At 41.0% G+C, this 19,350-nt stretch carries 20 protein-coding genes and 1 tRNA gene; 13 read left to right on the top strand and 8 right to left on the bottom strand.

Annotation, left to right across the window (positions count from 1 at the left end):
* The first annotated feature begins 66 nt into the window (after positions 1-66).
* On the top strand, positions 67-1,110 hold the full coding sequence (locus SporoP32a_RS04925; protein ID WP_420542311.1) for an IS30 family transposase: 1,044 nt from the start codon (positions 67-69) through the stop codon (positions 1,108-1,110).
* 476 nt (positions 1,111-1,586) lie between these two features.
* Positions 1,587-1,658, top strand: a tRNA-Asn gene (locus tag SporoP32a_RS04915).
* Between the two features lie 66 nt (positions 1,659-1,724).
* Here the strand turns inward: SporoP32a_RS04915 and SporoP32a_RS04910 are convergent.
* Positions 1,725-2,552: a polysaccharide deacetylase family protein gene (locus tag SporoP32a_RS04910; protein ID WP_232319592.1), complete on the bottom strand. Its 828-nt coding sequence runs from the start codon at positions 2,550-2,552 to the stop codon at positions 1,725-1,727.
* Positions 2,553-2,866: 314 nt separating this feature from the next.
* Between SporoP32a_RS04910 and SporoP32a_RS04905 the strand changes: the two genes are divergently transcribed.
* A complete protein-coding gene (locus SporoP32a_RS04905; protein ID WP_232319591.1) occupies positions 2,867-3,142 on the top strand; it encodes a hypothetical protein in 276 nt (91 codons plus the stop codon).
* A gap of 94 nt (positions 3,143-3,236) precedes the next feature.
* Here SporoP32a_RS04905 and SporoP32a_RS04900 read toward each other — a convergent pair whose 3' ends face one another.
* The 4 genes from SporoP32a_RS04900 to SporoP32a_RS04885 form a co-directional block, all read right to left on the bottom strand.
* Positions 3,237-4,127 carry a glycine betaine ABC transporter substrate-binding protein gene (locus tag SporoP32a_RS04900; RefSeq protein WP_085426890.1) on the bottom strand — a complete coding sequence of 297 codons (891 nt, stop codon included), beginning with the start codon at positions 4,125-4,127 and terminating at the stop codon, positions 3,237-3,239.
* A 1-nt stretch (position 4,128) separates the two neighbouring features.
* Positions 4,129-4,782 carry an ABC transporter permease gene (locus tag SporoP32a_RS04895; protein ID WP_085426889.1) on the bottom strand — a complete coding sequence of 218 codons (654 nt, stop codon included), beginning with the start codon at positions 4,780-4,782 and terminating at the stop codon, positions 4,129-4,131.
* On the bottom strand, positions 4,775-5,911 hold the full coding sequence (locus SporoP32a_RS04890; RefSeq protein ID WP_085426888.1) for a betaine/proline/choline family ABC transporter ATP-binding protein: 1,137 nt from the start codon (positions 5,909-5,911) through the stop codon (positions 4,775-4,777). The genes SporoP32a_RS04895 and SporoP32a_RS04890 overlap by 8 nt, the downstream gene beginning before the upstream one ends.
* 235 nt (positions 5,912-6,146) lie before the next feature.
* Positions 6,147-7,220, bottom strand: coding sequence for an SLAC1 family transporter (locus SporoP32a_RS04885; RefSeq protein WP_085426887.1), 1,074 nt, complete (start codon positions 7,218-7,220; stop codon positions 6,147-6,149).
* A 306-nt stretch (positions 7,221-7,526) separates the two neighbouring features.
* Here SporoP32a_RS04885 and SporoP32a_RS04880 point away from each other — a divergent pair, with 306 nt between their 5' ends.
* From SporoP32a_RS04880 to SporoP32a_RS04870, 3 genes are all read left to right on the top strand, one after another.
* Positions 7,527-7,790, top strand: coding sequence for a hypothetical protein (locus SporoP32a_RS04880; protein WP_085426886.1), 264 nt, complete (start codon positions 7,527-7,529; stop codon positions 7,788-7,790).
* Between the two features lie 172 nt (positions 7,791-7,962).
* Complete coding sequence (locus SporoP32a_RS04875) at positions 7,963-8,886, top strand: S66 peptidase family protein (RefSeq protein ID WP_085426885.1); 924 nt, start codon at positions 7,963-7,965, stop codon at positions 8,884-8,886.
* A 228-nt stretch (positions 8,887-9,114) separates the two neighbouring features.
* Positions 9,115-9,777 carry a hypothetical protein gene (locus SporoP32a_RS04870; protein ID WP_085426884.1) on the top strand — a complete coding sequence of 221 codons (663 nt, stop codon included), beginning with the start codon at positions 9,115-9,117 and terminating at the stop codon, positions 9,775-9,777.
* Between the two features lie 106 nt (positions 9,778-9,883).
* On the opposite strand, the gene SporoP32a_RS04865 is transcribed toward SporoP32a_RS04870, so the two are convergent.
* A complete protein-coding gene (locus tag SporoP32a_RS04865; RefSeq protein ID WP_085426883.1) occupies positions 9,884-10,657 on the bottom strand; it encodes an SDR family NAD(P)-dependent oxidoreductase in 774 nt (257 codons plus the stop codon).
* Positions 10,658-10,899: 242 nt separating this feature from the next.
* Here SporoP32a_RS04865 and SporoP32a_RS04860 point away from each other — a divergent pair, with 242 nt between their 5' ends.
* The 5 genes from SporoP32a_RS04860 to SporoP32a_RS04835 all read left to right on the top strand — a co-directional run bounded on the left by SporoP32a_RS04860 (position 10,900) and on the right by SporoP32a_RS04835 (position 15,347).
* Positions 10,900-11,541: a metal-dependent hydrolase gene (locus tag SporoP32a_RS04860; protein ID WP_085426882.1), complete on the top strand. Its 642-nt coding sequence runs from the start codon at positions 10,900-10,902 to the stop codon at positions 11,539-11,541.
* A gap of 73 nt (positions 11,542-11,614) precedes the next feature.
* Entirely contained in the window at positions 11,615-13,096 is a 1,482-nt protein-coding gene (locus SporoP32a_RS04855; RefSeq protein ID WP_085426881.1) for a phytoene desaturase family protein, read from the top strand.
* Positions 13,097-13,168: 72 nt separating this feature from the next.
* A complete protein-coding gene (locus tag SporoP32a_RS04850) occupies positions 13,169-13,741 on the top strand; it encodes a hypothetical protein (protein ID WP_085426880.1) in 573 nt (190 codons plus the stop codon).
* A gap of 469 nt (positions 13,742-14,210) precedes the next feature.
* The gene (locus SporoP32a_RS04840; RefSeq protein ID WP_085426878.1) at positions 14,211-14,630 is read left to right on the top strand and encodes a hypothetical protein; all 420 of its coding nucleotides are present in this window, start codon (positions 14,211-14,213) and stop codon (positions 14,628-14,630) included.
* 240 nt (positions 14,631-14,870) lie between these two features.
* Entirely contained in the window at positions 14,871-15,347 is a 477-nt protein-coding gene (locus tag SporoP32a_RS04835; protein ID WP_085426877.1) for a glycosyl-4,4'-diaponeurosporenoate acyltransferase CrtO family protein, read from the top strand.
* A 204-nt stretch (positions 15,348-15,551) separates the two neighbouring features.
* Here the strand turns inward: SporoP32a_RS04835 and SporoP32a_RS04830 are convergent, their stop codons facing one another.
* Both SporoP32a_RS04830 and gloB read right to left on the bottom strand, forming a co-directional pair.
* Positions 15,552-15,932 (bottom strand): lactoylglutathione lyase, encoded by a 381-nt coding sequence (locus SporoP32a_RS04830; RefSeq protein ID WP_085426876.1) that lies wholly within the window; start codon positions 15,930-15,932, stop codon positions 15,552-15,554.
* 88 nt (positions 15,933-16,020) lie between these two features.
* Positions 16,021-16,722: a hydroxyacylglutathione hydrolase gene (gene gloB, locus SporoP32a_RS04825; RefSeq protein WP_085426875.1), complete on the bottom strand. Its 702-nt coding sequence runs from the start codon at positions 16,720-16,722 to the stop codon at positions 16,021-16,023.
* A gap of 247 nt (positions 16,723-16,969) precedes the next feature.
* Here gloB and dcuS point away from each other — a divergent pair, with 247 nt between their 5' ends.
* Positions 16,970-18,568, top strand: a complete 1,599-nt coding sequence (dcuS, locus tag SporoP32a_RS04820) for a DcuS/MalK family sensor histidine kinase (RefSeq protein WP_085426874.1) — start codon at positions 16,970-16,972, stop codon at positions 18,566-18,568.
* Positions 18,565-19,284, top strand: coding sequence for a response regulator (locus tag SporoP32a_RS04815; RefSeq protein WP_232319590.1), 720 nt, complete (start codon positions 18,565-18,567; stop codon positions 19,282-19,284). Before dcuS ends, SporoP32a_RS04815 begins: the two co-directional genes overlap by 4 nt.
* Positions 19,285-19,350: the final 66 nt, after the last annotated feature.

Below are 19,350 nucleotides of genomic sequence, written 5' to 3'. Positions count from 1 at the left end.
AAAAAAATGCCACTATAAAATTCGTGTATCATTGAAGTTGCGAGACTAACAATGAGAGGAAGTTTTATAGTGGCACAACTTGAGAGTACCATACAAAACCGTAAAAATAAACACCTGTCAGCTTTTGAGCGCGGTCAAATCGAGGCGCTTCACAAGGATGGACATACCAACCGAGAGATCGGTAGACGCTTAGGACGCGTTCATCAAACCATCGCGAATGAATTAAAGCGTGGAACCACAATCCAACTCAAAACTGGACGCACATCCTATACAGCCTATTTCGCTGAAACGGGACAGGCGATATATGAACGAAATCGACTTCAGTGCGGCGCAAAAAGTAAGCTGCTTATGGCCAATGAATTTGTCAATTTCGCGTGTGATAAAATCCTAGATCAGGACTGGTCACCAGACGCAGTCGTCGGGTTTACAAGCCTTCAAGAAGAGTGGAAAGACCGACCTACTGTGTCCACGAAAACCCTGTATAACTACATTGATTTAGACGTATTACGCGTTCGAAATATAGACTTGCCGATGAAACTGAGACGGAACACCAAAGTGAAACACATCCGAAGAAACCGTCGTATTTTGGGCATGAGCATCGCTGAACGTCCCGTTGAAATTGAAGATCGTCAAGAATTCGGTCATTGGGAAATTGATACGGTAGAAGGACAGAAGTCTGATGACAACGCATTATTGACGCTCGTTGAACGTAAAACGAGAAACTATTATGCCATCCTCCTAGATGATCAAGATCATGATTCGGTGGACTTTGCGATCAACCAGTTACGACAGGATTTTGGTGAGCTGTTTTCTCAAGTATTCAAAACGATTACGTCGGATAACGGCAGCGAGTTTTCTAATCTGACAAAGAGTCTTCAAGGTGTTACTGACGTCTATTTCGCTCGTCCATATGCACCGTATGAAAGAGGATCTAACGAGCGACACAATGGTCTGCTCAGACGATATATTCCCAAAGGAAAAGCAATTTCTGATTACTCTACAGAGTCTATTCAACGTATTTATCAGACACTGAATCAGTTGCCTAGGAAGATTTTGAACTATCGACAGCCATCCGTTTTGTTTGAAGAAGAGTTGGCTAGGTTAGCATAGTATTTCCAAAACTAACCCGTTAATTGAGGGATCACATTCCCCTTCATACATACACTGGATTTTATCTAAGTGGCTAATTTAATATTGCAATTTAGGTTTTTTATATTTGTGATACCATATGGCTAAAAACAAGACGATCGCAAATACCATATAAAAAACAAATAAAATCGATAATTTGCTTTGAAAGGTCAAGCTTATTGGAACTGCGATAAACATCAAGATATATAGTAGAATCTCCATACAACTCAATTTACTAAAGTCTGCTAACTTCCAAGCTTTTTTCACTATCATCCCTCATTTGTACTCGTAAGTAGTATAATCGTAACACTCGTTACCTTTAGTATATCAGTAAAAGTAGCGCTACATATGATTCTATTTGATATACATTCATAGTGAAGTGTCAGAATAGGGTGCCAGGTCCCAACGCAATTCAGAATTGTTTCTGAATTGTGTTGGGACCTGGCACCTATTATCTTTCCAAAGTAGCTTAGCGGTAGAGCAATCGGCTGTTAACCGATCGATCGCAGGTTCAATCCCTGCCTTTGGAGTACATAAAAAACTCTCCCGACCGGCTATGTACGGTCAGAAGAGTTTTTTTGTTTTACGCAAGCACTTCATTCATCATCCCATACTGTTCCGTTCACACGCTTTTCACTCATCAGTTCACTGACGGTCCCCAGACGAAAACCTTTCTCGGTGATTTGTGTAATCATATCTTCCATTCCTTCAGCCACAGGTTGAGTCGGGTGCATTAAAACCATCGAGCCGTTCTCCACTTGCGATACGATCCTGTTCACCATTTCATTCGTCGCCGGCTTTTTCCAGTCGACTGTATCCACGGTCCATAAAACCGTATGCATTCCTAGCTGGCTTGCGGTTTCAACCGTTTGCTGATTAAAACTGCCGCTTGGCGGACCGAACCACTTGGGCGATGTAATCCCGAGTGTTTTAATGATGACCTCATTGGTCTTTTTTAACTCTTCCATTGTTTCAGCTTTTGATTTCTGCTGTAAATCGGGATGACTGTATGCGTGGTTTCCAATTTCATGCCCTTCACTATGAATCAATTTAGCTAAATCAGGATTTTTACTTGCCCAGCTGCCGTCGAAGAAGAAGGTAGCTTTTATTTTATGCTTCTTGAGTGCATCCAAAATTTCAGGAATGTATTCATTACCCCAGGCAACATTAATTAAAAAAGCCACCATCGGTTTATCGGGATTTCCTTTGAAAATGGGGTGGGGGCCAAGATCTTTCAAATGAACAGTGGGGGAAGTTTCTTTGTACACGATTTTTGATTGATCCAATGTACCAGTCTTTTTCATTTTCTTGTAACTGGCTTTCAGATCCACTTCCAGTCCATTGTAGCCGGGGATGGCTTTCCAGACTCTGTCGACCTTTGCATCAACCGCGGGGATATGATGCGTCTTGCTGAATGATTCCAATTCTGTCGTCAGACGGTCTTTGCTATTTTTAGATGCGGAGGCCGTGCTTACTAGATCCGTATCTGCTCCCCAATGATTGGTGAAAAGAGCCAGGTAAAGTATTCCTATACAAGCAATGAAAGAAATAAGCCAGAAACGTTTCAGTTTATATCACCTCTTCTCTAGTCCGTAGTGTTTCCTGTACTTAAATAAATATGCTTGATTTTAGGTGCAAAGTGCGCGCATAATTCAAATCCTCTTGCGTATACTTCCGCTATAAATTGCAATACTAAGCGTATAATTATCATGGATTTTACATGTGGGAGGCGAAGGATTTGGGAAAGGAATTTGGCCAGAGTTGGAAAAAACAACACCCAGGCACATTCTTTGGGAATTCGGTAGAGAAGGCAGAACGTGCAGTGAAACAAGCGATGTCTCATCCAGAAGAGATGGCTATCGAGCATGCGTTTATTGCAATTGAGCGCGCGGAAAATGCGTTTGTGAATGTGGAGCAATATGACAATGAGTTAGATACCATTCAGCAACATAAGAGTCAGTTGGATTTAATCAAACAGCAATTGAATGAAGCCCGAATGAAAAAAGGGGAGTAATAAATAGTAGCACTAATTCATCGTAAAATTAGGTACCTTCACAATGCAAAAAACAGCGCACCCTCATCTACAAAAGAGGGTGCGCTGTTTCTATTTATTTTTCTTCAATTAACCCACTCTCCACCAAGTATTCCTTGGCGACGAGTTCGACCATAATTCCATCATTATCGACTTTTCCATTCATCACTTGCATCGTTTCTTCATCGATTTGACCTTCGAGAAGACCGAGTATTTCTTCGAGTTCTGGGTATTCTTTAAGTGTTTCGTCCCGTACTAACGGCAGTGCATGGTAGGGCGGGAAGTACGCTTTGTCGTCTTCTAGCACGCGTAGATTCGCAATCGCTAGCTGTCCATCTGTCGTGTAGGAGTTGATGACATCTACTTCATTTGCGCCAATCGCACGATACATCATACCGTGATCCATCCCTTTGACGTCTTTAAATTCGATGTCATATTCTTTTTCGAAACCAGGTAATCCGTCTGGTCGATCAATAAATTCGAATACGGCGCCGAGAGTGAAATCGTTCGACACTTTAGCGAAATCACTAAATGTCACGAGGCCTAGCTCTTCCGCTTTCTCTTCATCAAGTGCTAGTGTATACGTGTTATTGAATCCGAACGTACCGAGTGCGGTAATGTTGTCACCGGCGACGAGTCGTTTGGTCGAAGCTAGTGTTTCTTCAGCTGTTCCAGGCTCTTCTTGATAATACGTCACGACAATAGTTCCCGTGTAGTCAGGGATGACGTCGATGTGGTCATTAGTCATCGCGTTCCAGACGACGGATGAGCCACCTAAGTTTTCTTTGTAAATAATATCTACACCTAAGCGATCTTCAATTAATTGTCCCATGATATTAGATAAAATAATACTTTCCGTATTATTTCGAGAACCGAGTCTAAGTGAATCTTTTTCATTGAAAATACAGCCTGAAAGTAGGCTAGCCAGTAAGGTCGTGACGAGCAACAGTGTCAGTTTGTTTTTCAAGTCATCTCAATCCTTTCGGCGTCGTCCAACGTTCAACGGCGCTAAAGAACGTTTCAAGGGCAATCGCAAGGATCGCTGCTGGAATGGCCCCAAGTAAAATCAATCCGTCAATTCCACGTGTAATACCGAGGAAAATGAAGTCACCAAGTCCACCTGCTCCGATGAATGCTGCAAGTGTCGCGTTTCCGACGTTAATAACCGCAGCTGTTCGAATACCGGCCATAATAATAGGAATAGCAAGGGGTAATTCTACTTTAAACAAAATTTGCATGTTGGTCATACCCATACCTCTCGCCGCTTCGATTGTGGCGGGATCAACGTCTTTAATGCCTGTATAAGTGTTTCGCATAATAGGCAGTAAAGAGTAAAGGAATAACGCAGCAATAGCTGTTTTGACGCCAATTCCGAAAATGGGAATCATAAAGCCGAGCACAGCTAAACTAGGTATGGTTTGCATAATGCCTGCCGCACCAAGTACCCCAGTTTTTAGTTTAGGTACACGTGTAATAAGAATACCGAGCGTTACCGCAATGACTACAGCGAGGATCATTGAGAAGAATACGAGTTGAATATGGATGGAAGTTGCTTCGAGCACTTCCGGCCATCGTAGTTTGGTTTGTTCCACAAGTTGTTGCCATATATTTAAATCATTCATCTAAATCTGCCCCCTTATCTGTCCATTGACTAGACATCGCAGAGAGCAAGGAGCCGCGGTTTACAAGACCTACCAATATATGCTGTTCATTGACAATTGGAATCATGCCGAACGGGGAAGTGTCCATCATAATAATGGCATCTTTCGCCGTTGCTGTATCCAATAAAAAAGGTACTGCGGGTTTCATTACGTCATCAATGGTTTTGATGCTATCCAAATTTTTAATTAAATCGTAAGCGGAGACGATGCCAAGTAATTTCTTATGATCATCTACAACGAGAAGATCCGTAATTTTACGTTGACGTATTAGAGAAATGGCTCGTTCTGGAGAAGTAGTAGAACGTGTAGTGACGACCTTTTCTGCCATGATTTCCGTAACCGGCATCAGTTCAGGATTTTGGATAATACGATGCTTACCCATAAATTCTTCTACAAAGCCGTGAGCGGGTTCATGTAGTAATTTCTCTGGCGTGTCTAGCTGAAGTAAATTGCCGTCTTTCATAATGGCAATACGATCGCCCATCTTTAGCGCTTCGTCCATGTCGTGTGTAACAAAGACAATAGTCTTCTTTAACTTTTTATGTAACTTCAGTAATTCTTCTTGCAATTGCTCCCGTGTAATGGGGTCCAGCGCACTGAACGGTTCATCCATTAAAATCACATCTGGATTCGCTGCAAGCGCTCTCGCAATTCCGACACGTTGTTGCTGTCCACCTGATAATTCTTTTGGATACCGTGTAGCATAGATTTCCGGATCCAGTCCGACTAATTCAAGTAGTTCGAGTACACGTGCTTTAATTTCTTTTTCATCCCAGTTTTTAAGTTGCGGTACAATAGAAATGTTTTTTTCGATTGTATAATGAGGGAAAAGACCGATTTGCTGAATGACATAACCGATATTTCTGCGGAGATCAGCGGCATTATAAGATTTGATATCTTTGCCGTTGATAGAAATTTTCCCACTTGTGTGTGGAATAATCCGGTTAATCATTTTCATCGTAGTAGACTTACCTGAACCACTGGGTCCTATGAGAACTAGTAATTCACCTTCAGCAATCTCGAAGTTGACAGATTTCACAGCTTGAAATCCACCATCGTACACTTTTGTAACATTTTCAAACTTTAGCATAAGTACCTCCTGTGTGTTATTAAAGGGAAATCCTTATAACTATTCGGTTTTGAAATAAGGAATTAAAAAAATAGACGTGGCTCCTTAATAAATTAAGAAAGTCGTCTGAATTAATACCTTAACATATTAGTTAAGTTTATACAAGAACAGATTGAATACCAGTCCGAAACACCACCCGAAAATCGTTCGAAATTGAACTAGAGTCGTGTATGGATCTGGTATCGTTTACAGTCATTCAATCAATCGCTCCGTTTCTTTCCGACCGTAGTTGACGATCAATCTGCATGCTCATCAACGCAACTTCCGCGATAATTAATAGAACAATCACAACCGGCAAGAAGAGTTGCAGCAACTGTGCTAACACATCGATCCATTCATGCTGGCCCGCAGGAATTCGTTCCGTAAAGAAAAGGAACATGCCGAATGTGAAAACCCGAGCCCATTGCGTTGGTGAATAGACAAAGATACCATGATGCCAGCCGAGTTTCCGAATACGTTGAAAAGCCCACAGAATCTCAATTAGTTCAATGACCAAGAAGAAAACGAATGAAAGAATCCAAACGATGTATAGGAGGGAGAAGGCTGCAGGATGGGAGAATGTCAAAGCCACGCCTGTAATGGATATAGCGCCGTGTAAAATGCAATTCGTATTAATCCAGTTGACTGTTAAGTCGTTAGTCGAAGCATTTACATAACGAAACACGATCAGCAAAAAGTTTAGTATGTAAAACAGTGAACCAATAATGAGCAGAGTAGTAACGGGAACTGTCCAATTCTCACCAGTGAAAACATGGTAGCCAGAAATCACAATGGATTGTGTGGACACGCACGTCAGCAGCAATCCGCCATGAATTTGATCTATATACTTTTTCAGGTTGGTGAAAATGAGACTATAATTTCTTATAACGAGTCCAATATAAATAAACCAAAATGTGAGATTAATGTAAAAGAGAATGTTCATTGAACTGGAGATGTTTTGATCGGACAGTAAAATAAGTATGATCGAAACAGAGGCAATCCAAGTGCCGATTGAAAAACTCGATATCGGGTCTTGTACATGAAGCAAATAAAAATCTTTCTGAAATACATCGAATACGTAATGAATCAGTATCCAAAAAGCGCCCGCAATAAGTACGTAAAATACGGTACTGTTTACGTGCGGAAAATATACGAATCCGACGCTTTTCAGTGCTATGCCCATCGACATAAGCGGAGCGCCGGCAACTGTGGAAATCACTGGCTTATGTCCAAGGCGTCTAACGGTGATCGCCAGAATAAGAACCGTAAAAAATAAAAATATAAACATCATTGTATCCCTCTATTTTGACTTTCTTTTTATTGCATAAATCATATCATAATTAATTGTCGCCAGTAACGGTGAGTACTATACAGTATAGAACAGAAGGGAATTCTAATTACTAGATTCTTCAATGTGGAGGAAATTACAGCCAAATATATAGTGTTTTTTTGATGTCGTTGCGCTATTCCATTCAGTTATTAAACTTCCCCTTTGATTTCATCGGTTAATACGTATAAAATATACTTCTGTGCTTCTTTACAGTACGCAAGAAGTATGTATGATTAGTAATAATAAAAGTTTTAGTGGAGGGTCTTTATGAATTATAGAATTAGTAACAAACAGGTATTTGAGCAAGCCCAGTTGCGATCCGTTTCAGATGTACAATTGACTGAAGATGAACTTCAAAATGGGATGAAGTTAGCGACGGCTAAGGAAGACGCTACGTTGATGCTGTATTTGATAGAGGTAGACGGTCAAAAGAAGTTTGAAGTTCGTTGGGATGATTCGCACGAGCAATTCACTGGCTGGTATTCAGCATGGGAAAATTTCACTTGGTGTCTAGATATCGCAGGTAAGTAATTTCAATATTACTTGGTTGCAAAGTTATTCATTCATATATTCTAACAAATAGACTCCGCTAGTTTTATACAAACTGGCGGAGTTTTCGCGTCCCAAAAAAAGATCCGCGAACATATGCTACTACAATAGAATAGGTTTGTGCTACTTACTAGGGGAGAGGGGTTACTGATTGATGGCTACGAAACCGCAGCAATTAAAAAGAGGTGACACGGTAGGGATTGTAACGCTTGGAAGTCCGCTCGCAGCAAATCGTATTACGGAAGGGATTCGAATGTTGCAAAGTATGGGCTATAAAGTCGTGGTGGGTGAACATGTGTATTCAGCTGACGGCTTTCTTGCCGCGACTCCTCAGCAAAGGGCTTCAGATTTAATGAAGATGTTTACAAATCCGGCAGTGAAATGGATTTTACCTACGCGAGGTGGCGTCGGTGTGGCGAGTATTTTACCGTTCCTTGATTTTAACGTAATAAAACAAAACCCTAAAATTGTTTCGGGATATAGTGACATTACAATATTATTGAATGCGTTGTTTGAATATGGCGATCTTATCGGTTTACAAAGTTTATTGTTGTTAGACTTCAATTCACGAACTCCTGCCTATAATTTCAATCAATTCTTTGCCGCAACATCGACTATCACGGCGCCCTGGCCCATTGTCAATCCACCTGAAGTTCCGCTGATCGGAGTAGTGCCAGGAAATGTTACAGGGCCGATTGTCGGTGGGAATCTCACGTCATTTATAGGCACGTTAGGTACGTCCTATGAAATCAATACGGAAGGCAGAATTATTTTATTAGAAGAGACGCATGAACCGATCAATACGGTGTACCGATACTTAAGCCATTTGAAGTTGGCAGGGAAATTTGAGGATTGTGTAGGAATTATTATGGGACAATGTACGAACTGTGAAACGGCATACGGAAAAAGCTATGTAGATTTGATCAATGAATTTTTAGTGCCACTTGGTAAACCTTTACTGACCAACCTAGCCACCGCACATAGCCATTACAAAGCGGCCGTACCTATTGGCGCTAATGTAAATATGGATACCGTGAATCGAACATTGACGGTGATGGAACCGATCGTGAAGTTGTAAGAGGAAATGGATCCAGTAAAAATTCGCAACACATTACCGCACGTTGCAGATGCTGAAATATTTCACAGTTACGCCCAGACCGGCTAACTTTCTTAAAATTTCAATTATTGTTATGATAAGTATAGATTCTGCGCGATGTTCTCTAATTCCAATGAAACGCTTTGTGGTGATTAGATGATATAAAAGGACAATAGCCAGCAGAAAATACTTAACAAGGTGTGACATCTATTGAATTTATTAAATGTTAGAAAAGGCCAGTTTGTTTACTATCAAAAAAAACTGCATCAAGTCTATTCTGTGAAAGCTTTCTTTAAGCAGTCGGTTCACCTTATTCGTCTCGAAGATTATGAACAGCAGTTGGCGACGGCTAAGGAAATTACATTGTATAGACCACAGCATATGGATAGTTTTATTGTGAATCATAAACGATACACTCTGCATAAAGATGAGAAAGCAAAAGTGGGGGACTATATTTTAATTATTAACCCACAGCCGGATTCATTTGACCATTATCATCTTCATGCGATGGAGATCGTCTCGTCAATTGAATCGAATGGCGTAATCAGCAACCAGTCAAACGGGATCAAGCATAACGAATATTGGACGATGATCCCAGGGCTTGAAGAAGGCGCGAACATTATTGATCTCGAAAACCCAGACGCTGATTATATAAATGAACAAAAACTAATCAAGAAGGAAGTCCACACACCGGAAACGTATATACCTAAAATCGGAGACATCTATCAATGCAACAGCAGTAAACCCATTCTACAAACGATGGTATTAGCGATCGAAGGAGATACCGTTTATTTAGGCGGCAACGTTGAATTGCAAATGGATGAGTTGACTGATTTAACTTCTTGGAGTTATGTACACAACATCTTGAATTAATCATGTATAGAGCTGTTTGAAATACTTTGGCTTGTAAGATATCAGAAAAAAATGGATTAGGCACTATGCCTGATCCATTTTTTTTGATTTTTAACGTTTCCATTCATTACGACTGCATTTTACCGGCAGTATACCCGCCATCTACCGCAAGTGTGACGCCGCTGATTGATCTGGCGAGGTCTGAGCATAGGAAGACTACCGCGTTTGCTTGATCTTCTGCAGTGGACATTCTTCCAGCTGGAAGTGATGCAAGTACTGCTTCGTATTGCTCGGGAGATGTTTTGGCCCAGCCTTCGATAGCAGGGGTAATTGTAGCACCTGGAGCGATCGAGTTGATCGTGATGCCTTGTTGACCGTATTCCAACGCAACGGATTTAGTTAAGCCGGCAATGGCGTGTTTGGATGCAGTGTAGGGTGTCATATTTGGTGAACCTTCAAGACCTGCACCGGATGCCGTGTTGACAATTGCACCGCCACCCGTTTTTAGCATAGCGTTTACTTCATGCTTAATGCAGTAGAATGTGCCGTACAGATTGACTTTAAGCGTAAGATCCCAGTCTTTTGAATCCAATTCACCGATCGGTTTTTGACCTTTGTTAATGCCTGCATTATTCAGTGCGAAGTCTAACTGGCCGAACGTTTCAACTGTTTTATCTACTAGTGCGATGACTTGCTCTTCATTACTTACATCACATGCTATGAAGGCTGCTTCGCCACCAAGGTCTTTGATCATTTGTACCGTTTCTTGTCCAGCCTCTTCACTTACATCAGAGACCATAACTTTTGCGCCTGCTTTTGCTAATGCAAGTGCAGATGCTCTACCGATACCCGAACCTGATCCTGTAACTAATCCTGCTTTTCCTGCCATCATTCCTGTCATACTAAACACTCCTTTATATACATGTAATTACTATCTACAGGCTCAATATACGCCCACATTTACGTTAAATCAACCGTTTAGTTTAACATCTAACTATGTAAATTTACAATCTATCATTCACAAGAAGTTTCTACAACACATAAACTTTTCCCTTTCGCATGAGAATCAATTATACTAAAAAAGACGGAACGAATATACGTTCTTGATTCGACCGTACACTATACAACTAGAGAGGTTTACATATGAAAGGCACTTCACATTTATTGATCGGTACAACCGTCGGGGCCATTGCGGGCTATGCTGTCCAGCCGGATATTAAGACCGCATTGATTGGTGCGGCAGTAGGTGGGATATCTGGCGTTGTGCCAGATCTGGACACGAATGGGCTCGCGAGCAATAGTATTACACTAAGTAAAAAAGTAAGTAAATGGTTGATGGAGACTGCGGGTATCGTGATTTTATTGACGCTTTGTTATCAAGTCATTACACAAGGGCTTAGCCAAGATATTTATGTGTATGGTGGTATTGGTCTTCTGTTGCTCATTGTTTCACGCATCATCACACAACGGCGAATGCTGACGATCACAGGAATTCTCGTCATGCTTCTCGGTTTCGTACTGGATCAGTCAACAGGCATTTTACTCGCGGGAAGCTATATTATTATTGCTTCCTTCATACCGCATCGATCGTATACACATTCCATTCTCGGCATTGTGTTCTATGGGTATATTTTGCAACATCTGCATGCAGAGTGGCCGATCGAAGGACTAGTCGCTGCGGGGCTTGCCGGTTATATTAGTCATCTCATCGCGGACTTAAAGATCCTTCCTGTTAACAAGCGTGGCGTCAAATGGTTCTTGCCGTTGTGGAAAAAAGAGTTCTGAGATGATTGCTTGCCTTTAGTTTTTTCAATCTAGTACATAAACATATACCGGACAAAGAAAGAAGGAGATCGCTTTGACTAAAACCGTTTGCATCATTGGAGCAGGTATCGGAGGGCTGATGGCAGGCGCTTTGTTAGCAAAAGAAGGCTACGCGGTCACTGTTTTGGAAAAAGCGACAAAAGTAGGTGGATCAGCGGGGTCGTATGTACGAAACAAGCATACATTTCCTACTGGTGCGACGATTGCTTTCGGTTTGGAAGAACACGGTTTGCTTGATACGTTATTCAATGAACTCGATATGAATATTCCATACACATTGCTCGATCACCCAATGGATGTTTTGCTAGAAGACCGCAGAATATCATTGTACAGGGACAGAACCGCGTGGAAAGAAGAGCTCGGCCAAGTCTTTCATGAAAGAAAACGAGATGTCTTGGCTTTCTGGAATAGAGTAGAGCAAATTAGCGCAGGGGTATTTGATGTGACGGCTACCGGTGTTTCTTTACCCATTCAGCATATGTATGATCTCGGGAAACTACCTGGCCATGCTGTATTCCATGCGGGCAGTATGTTGCGATTGGCACGCTATGCGACACGCACGGTGGAAGATTTGCTGCGTGTATATAAGCTAGATACATATGAACCGCTACGGCAATTTCTTGACGCGCAACTGCTTGATGCGGCACAAACGTATTGCACAAAAGCCGCTTTATTACCCTCGAGTCTTGCGCTGACGATCTATGGAAGAGGCAGCTTCTATGTTGATAAGGGCATGTCGCAGTTAAGTGTGGCACTGGCGGAGCGGATTATTGAACTAGGTGGCGAAGTGGTCAAAGCGTCCGCGGTGAATGAATTGTTTTATAAAGACAAGAAGTGGCATGTGAAGAGTAGGAAGCGTTCAGGTACGTATGATCTTGTCATCAACAATTCAGGTATTTCGTTTGGTCCGCGGACAAGTCATTCGGAATCGAAGCAGTTTTCTTGGGGGGCTTTCCGGATCGATGCGCTTCTGAACGGAACTTTCTGGCAACGGGAGCTAGGTGGCAGACAACTTCCTTTCGCACTCCAAATTATACCTGATAAAGCCCAGTCTATATTATATTCGGACGGACACGGACCCGTATACGTAACTTTCCAGCCAGCTTACGATAAACGTAACGAACGAATCGAAGATGAAGTGATGATGACGTGCTCGATCCATGCGGATACAGAACAGTGGGGATTATTGTCCAAAGACGAGTATAAACAATTGAAGGAAGCCATGACAAAAGCGATGTTGACAGAAATTCAAAAAGTCTTTCCTATTGAAGATTATTTGATTTATTCGGAAGCGGGAACGCCCGAAACTTATAAGACCTACATCGGGAAGACGAGCGTAGGTGGGTTTCCATTGACGGTACGAAACGCGATTCTCAAGCCGAAGAGTGTGCGTTCAGCGTTGCCGCAGTTTTATATTGCGGGCGAGCAGTCGTTCCCAGGTCCCGGTACTTTGTCTTCCGCGCTAAGTGGTTCACATATTGCGCGGGCCATTTTGAAGGAATGGCCCATAACATAATCTACAAAAACTATAGAAGTGACCGATATAATAACAGAATAGTCAAATACAAATTATAGAGGAGGAAATTAAATGAAGATTACACCAAACCTATCTACTTTTAAGATGCCTCAAACACAAAAGCCAGCTCCTGAAAAAGAAGACGCTACGAAGAACAATGAATCGACAACTAATAAACCGGTTGATCAGTATATACCCTCAACAAACTTCAAAAATGCGGGGTATGACAAGCCGATGACCAAAATTGATGGACCGACGATTGAACGGCTGAAGGCGGAAAGCGAGAAAGCGTATGAGAATTTACAGAACTTGGTGCGCGAACTTCTCGAAAGACAAGGGATCACCGTGGAAGATGTACGTAGCGGCAAGAAGACTATTGTAGTGGATGAAAAACTGCGGTTAGATGCGGAGAAGTCCATTGGCGAAGGGGGAGAGCAAAGTCCCGAAAAAGTCAGTGATCGGATCCTAGAATTCGCCAACGCTATTTCAGGAGGAGACAAAAGTAAGTTTGATCTTCTTAAGAGTTCCATTGAAGAAGGGTTTAATCAAGCGAAGCAAGCGCTTGGTGGAACACTCCCTGATATTTCGCAAAAGACGTATGATCTTGTGATGGAGAAGTTGAACAATTGGAAAGAGCAAGCGTAACCCGTTCAGTTGAATGGTACAAGAGCTGAAAAAACAAGCGAGTATAGAAAAATAAGAACAACAAATGGCATTCGAATGAACGGTGCCATTTTGACGTATAAGTAGGCTAATGGTTAAGTATTTGAACCAGATTACTGAATAGTTATCAGAAAGGTGATTGACTATGAGAATGTATCTAAAAGAAAGATATAAATCTTATATAAGTATCGCTGTTGGTTTATTAATTGGATTTATAATTGTTACATTTTTATTTGATCAACCTGATTATACATCTGGCCTTGTCGCCATTTTATTTGGATTAATAATCGGGGAGTTACTATTTTACTCAAGATGGTCAATACGCCAAAAAAGAGAACGAAATATATAAACTTTTGGGTGCGTTTGTTATATAGGCAAATGCCCCAATACAGCAATAGGGCCAGATTCTTAAATGGAATGGTCCTTTCTTTGTTAAAAAGGAGAATGAAGAATGATATTAATTATCTACGCAGTCACTAGTTTTGTTAGCAGTTTTATATTTGTACAACTGATTTCATTAAGTTATTTTGATTCATTAAATTACTTTGAGCTAACTGATTTTCTTGCATTATGGGGATTTTTTGTATTGCCAGTCTTTTTGATTGGTGGTTTTATCGCTTTATGCGTAGATTTCTTTGTACAGGAGTTTTTTAAATCAAAAAATTACTTTATTTCTTTAATTATATTTATATTTTTGGGAATAGCTTATAACATTTATGCCTTAGGAGATTTGGTAAGAAACGGATGGGGCGAAGGAGTTATGGAATATCTAGTTTTAGGAGTTGTGGGCTCTGTTCTTTATCTTCACATTTGGCTGTTTTTGAATAAACTTGCCATAAAGACAAGAGCTAATTTACTGGGACAGTCTTAAAAATATAGAATTTTATACTTAGCAATCGGGCGCGTTGAAAGAATAAAGTTTAAAGCACTCACTTAGTTGATCGGAGTGGAAGCCGGCGACACTGGGAGGTTCACCGCACGCCCATAGGACACGCGTCCGGCTGCAGCGCAGATCAACGGCCTCCAACCACTATCCCGCAATCGGATACGGGTTACTTAATAAATTAAGCCGAAAACTATTAAAAGGGTGAGAATTTGCCATTTACTATATATGATAATTATTAACACTTCATTTTGGCTTATACTCAACTATGGCGTAGCGTATGGAAGTCGTTTATTGCCTAAGGGGATCTTTCAAAGTAATTTGTTTTTCAAAGAAAAATCATTTGAAAGAAAACTATACAAGTTAATAAAAATCAACAAATGGAAAGATCAACTACCGGCAGTGAATTCTACTCTTAAACGTTTGAAAAAAGAATTAAATCCTAAATACTTGGATCAAGTGATTATGCAAACTTATTATGCTGAAGTTGGGCATTTAACCATAGCTGTATTAGGTTTTCTTTCAATATTCATTAACCCTAATGAGTATTTTTGGATGGCCTTTATTTGTTCTGTTGTTAATTTCCTCATTCATATCCCTTTTTGCTTAATTCAACGATATAATCGGCCGAGATTATTTAAATTGAAATCGAGAATAGAGCGCCAATCAGGCAACAGCCCTTTTTCTAATATGGGTCACTTATAACTGAACTTCTTATACTCTCTATAGCTGCGACTGATGTGGGTTTTAAATAAGCGAAGAGGGTTCACCACGCGCTCGGCTACATATAAATCCCTTATTAATACAGACCAAATAACACGACAAAAAAAGCCTACCCCTCATTTATATTTTTGGTAAAAGAGTGTCGAGGGGTAGGCTTTTTACAATCATTTTGGTTTTTGGAATGTTTTAGTGCTTACGCTTTACTTCAATTCTATAGCCGTCAGGATCAGTAACGAAGAAGTAAGATGGTGCTCCACCTGCAAGTCCTTTTAACTCACCTGTTTCATAAGGAGAAGCTTTACAAATTTCATGCATTTTTTCTAAATCATCTGCGGTTACGCCTAAATGACTGAAACCATTTCCAATAACATATGGTTCTGCATCATAATTATACGTAAGTTCTATTTGTACTGACGCGCCTGGTGAATTTAGATAGATTAAATCAAATTTATGCTCTGGGAATTCTCTGCGACTGGCTACTTCAAAATCAAAGAGCTCCGTATAAAAATCTAAAGTCGCATCAATGTCTCTAACACGTAAACAAATTTCAACAAGTACTTGGTTCATCACTATCATCCTCCATGATTTTATTGACCTAATCTTATCATAGATACTATTTCAATACACTTTATGCGATTGAACAAAGTCAGTTGTCTTAGAAATTATCACGCGCGTTACGTAATTCGATAAAGTCTTCCAAAGTTTCCGCTTGCAAAAAGAGGTTAATTTCCTTCTCTCTGCCGATTGTTGACGGGAGCGTTGGCTGATCTTTAGCACGCATTTCTTGGACTTCATCCAATGAGTTGGAGATTTTTTTATTATCCGGCTGTATTTCGTATGCAAAACGTAAATTAGTTTCGGTATACTCGTGACCGGCATAAACGTTTATATCATCGTCCAAGTGCTTAAATTTCTGCAACGTTTCATATTGAGCTTCGTAATCGCCTGTAAAGACCCGACCGCATCCTGCTGAAAATAAGGCATCTCCACAAAATAGATGATTTCCCATTAAGAAACTGATGTGGCCATGCGTATGACCTCCTGATTCGTAGACTTGGAAAGTTTGGCTCAACAAGTTAAAGGAGTCCTCTTCCTTTACCACACTATTCACCAAGTCTTTCGTTTCTTCCGGTCCATAAACAAGACATTCCGGATGACTCGCGAGAATCTCTCGTACTCCGCCAGTATGATCTTCATGCATATGCGTTAAAAGAATGGCAGCCAAACGAAGCTGATTTTCTTCAAGGTAATCTAGGACAACACTCGCTTTTCCTGGATCCACCACAACTACCTCTGTTTCTTCTTGAATGCACCATATATAATTATCAGAAAAGGCTTTGATTGGATGAATATTCACGTCATGATTCCTCCTCTTTTACTGTATGTAATTTGCGGTTTGGAGAATTTTTCCCTTCCACCGACAAGTTCTAATTGATCCTGCTATCATAACATAGAGGCTTAGATAGTTGAATTCAGAGGAATGGTTTGGTCTTGGAAAGACTATTATATTAGGAATCTCCGATAGGAAATGCGCTACCCACGCCTCTCATTTTGGTATATGCTTAGTATAGAAGAAACTACTATACAAACACTCGGGTGAAAAAATGAAAAAACATAATAAGAGACCGATTAGTATGCAAGTCTGGTTGACTGCTTTGGTCGGTCTAGTGGTCTTCGTTTCTCTTTCTGTCACTGGTTTTTTAATTGGAGGCAGTGCAGCGGATCGGGCGAGGGATTCACAATCGGAAAAAGCGATGAATATCGCCATCACGATAAGCCATACACAGTCGGTCATTGATGGTTTAACAGGAAAAGGGCCGATTGAGGAAATTCAGGCGTTTACACAATCGGTTCAAGACGAAACACAAGTGGAATATATTGTCGTCATGAATACTGAACGTATCCGACAATCCCATCCAGTAGCTGAACGTATTGGTCAATATTTTGTTGGCGGTGACGAAGACTTGGCTTTTGACGGGCAGCAGTATACGTCGATGGCGACAGGGACGCTTGGGAAATCGATGAGGGCGTTCGTTCCCATTTGGGCGGAAGGTCAGATTATCGGTGTGGTTGCGGTCGGTATTATGATGGATAACGTCCGTTCCGCTGTTTTAGAAAGCGTCAATTCTAGTTTTATTGGAATTGGATTTGGTTTACTGATCGGTTTAGTGGGCGCTATTTTATTGGCAAGAAAAGTGAAGCGTACGTTATTTGGACTGGAACCGGGGGAAATCGCCCAGCAACTTCGCGAACGAGAAGCGATGCTAGAAGCGGTTCGTGACGGGATTATTGCGATTAATGATCAAGCAGAAATTGTGTTAGTGAATCAAGCGGCTATTACACTTTTCCGTTCGGCGGGTGTAGAAGGCAATCCTCTTGGAAAGTCGATTCAATCGTTTGTTCCGTCACTTCCTCTGCAGCAGATGCTCGAAGATAAAAAGCCCCAGTATGATCAAGAGCTGAAATTAAATGGGCTAGATGTCGTAGTGACGCAAGTACCTGTCATTTCCAATGATCAGTTAGTCGGTGCACTTGCTATATTCCGTGATAAATCCGAACTCACTTCCCTAGTGGAACAACTAACTGGCGCTAGAATATATGCGGAAACATTAAGACATCAAACACATGAATTCATGAATAAACTACATGTCATCATGGCAATGGTTCATACGAAATCCTATGATGAGTTAAAAGAGTATACGTCTTATATTTCAGATACGTACCAAAAGGAAACAGGTGTCGTATCTAGACTTGTTAAAGATCCTGTCATCGCGGGCTATTTAATGAGCAAATTAAGTGAATCACGCGAGTCAGGCATACTTATCAAGTTAGATGGAAATCATCCGCTGCCTCCGTTACAAAAGATGGAGCATATGGACAAGATCATTACTATAGTAGGGAATTTACTCGACAACGCTTGCGACGTGGTAAGTGAACAAGTCGACGGTGAGGTTCAATTGACTCTGGATTACGTAGCGTCACAATTACAATTCAGCGTACGAGATAATGGGCCGGGGATCCTTTTAGAAAATATAGAAGAAGTATTTGAACAGGGAATCTCGTCCAAAGGAGAAGGGCATGGATATGGATTGTATTTAGCTAAAATCGCATTGGATGAATTAAACGGCGAGTGGACGGTATCTTCTACGAAAGGGAATGGGACAGAATTTACGGTTCGTGTGCCATATACAGGTGAAGAATGATGATTCGAGTGTTAATAATTGAAGATGATCCTATGGTAGCGAAATTTAATGGGATTTATTTAGAAAGCATTCCAGGCTTTACAATAGCAGGCTTTGCGAAAAATGTAGCCGAAGGTCGGACGTTCTTGGAGTCTTCGCCAGTGGATCTCATTTTACTGGATGTCTATATGAAAGGACCGACTGGACTCGATTTATTAACGGAACTTCGGAAAGAAGGCGACTCGGTAGATGTGATTTTGATCACAGCAGCTAATGATAAAGACTCTGTACAACAGGCGCTTCGCTATGGAGCCGTTGACTACTTGATCAAGCCATTTACTTTTGAACGGTTTCAGAATGCCTTGCTGCAGTTTAAAAAGCAATTTTATTTGATGAATCAGCATGACGAAATTAGCCAGGATGAAATTGATAATTTGCTTCATGCTTCAGATCGAATAAACAGTGACCTATTTGAATTGCCGAAAGGTCTGACGAAAACGACATTCACTCGTATCGCCAAGAAAATTATCGCATGGCAAGGAAGTACATTTTCTACAGCGGAGCTCGCAGACGATATTGGGGTTTCGAGCGTATCGACACGAAAGTATTTACATTATCTAGTGGCACATAAACTAATCGATACCGATGTAGTGTATCAGGAAACAGGTCGTCCGCTAACGAACTACCGACTGCGACTTGAAAAAGTGTATATCCTTCAATCACTCCTACGTGAATAATATTTCTGTTTCATGACTAAGCATCCGAGCAATGTAGCGAGAAGTTCGCTGTTGCTCGTGTTGCTT

Origin of the sequence: Sporosarcina ureae (assembly GCF_002109325.1) — a bacterium.
Classification (GTDB): Bacteria; Bacillota; Bacilli; order Bacillales_A; family Planococcaceae; genus Sporosarcina; species Sporosarcina ureae_C.
This window is presented reverse-complemented; position numbering and strand designations above follow the sequence as displayed.

Coding starts and splice junctions, on each gene's coding strand:
- SporoP32a_RS04895 (WP_085426889.1), bottom strand. CDS start 4,782: ATGAATGATTTAAATATATGGCAACAACTTGTGGAACAAACCAAACTA.
- SporoP32a_RS04890 (WP_085426888.1), bottom strand. CDS start 5,911: ATGCTAAAGTTTGAAAATGTTACAAAAGTGTACGATGGTGGATTTCAA.
- SporoP32a_RS04885 (WP_085426887.1), bottom strand. CDS start 7,220: ATGATGTTTATATTTTTATTTTTTACGGTTCTTATTCTGGCGATCACC.
- SporoP32a_RS04880 (WP_085426886.1), top strand. CDS start 7,527: ATGAATTATAGAATTAGTAACAAACAGGTATTTGAGCAAGCCCAGTTG.
- SporoP32a_RS04875 (WP_085426885.1), top strand. CDS start 7,963: ATGGCTACGAAACCGCAGCAATTAAAAAGAGGTGACACGGTAGGGATT.
- SporoP32a_RS04865 (WP_085426883.1), bottom strand. CDS start 10,657: ATGACAGGAATGATGGCAGGAAAAGCAGGATTAGTTACAGGATCAGGT.
- SporoP32a_RS04860 (WP_085426882.1), top strand. CDS start 10,900: ATGAAAGGCACTTCACATTTATTGATCGGTACAACCGTCGGGGCCATT.
- SporoP32a_RS04850 (WP_085426880.1), top strand. CDS start 13,169: ATGAAGATTACACCAAACCTATCTACTTTTAAGATGCCTCAAACACAA.
- SporoP32a_RS04840 (WP_085426878.1), top strand. CDS start 14,211: ATGATATTAATTATCTACGCAGTCACTAGTTTTGTTAGCAGTTTTATA.
- SporoP32a_RS04835 (WP_085426877.1), top strand. CDS start 14,871: ATGATAATTATTAACACTTCATTTTGGCTTATACTCAACTATGGCGTA.
- SporoP32a_RS04830 (WP_085426876.1), bottom strand. CDS start 15,932: ATGAACCAAGTACTTGTTGAAATTTGTTTACGTGTTAGAGACATTGAT.
- dcuS (WP_085426874.1), top strand. CDS start 16,970: ATGAAAAAACATAATAAGAGACCGATTAGTATGCAAGTCTGGTTGACT.
- SporoP32a_RS04815 (WP_232319590.1), top strand. CDS start 18,565: ATGATGATTCGAGTGTTAATAATTGAAGATGATCCTATGGTAGCGAAA.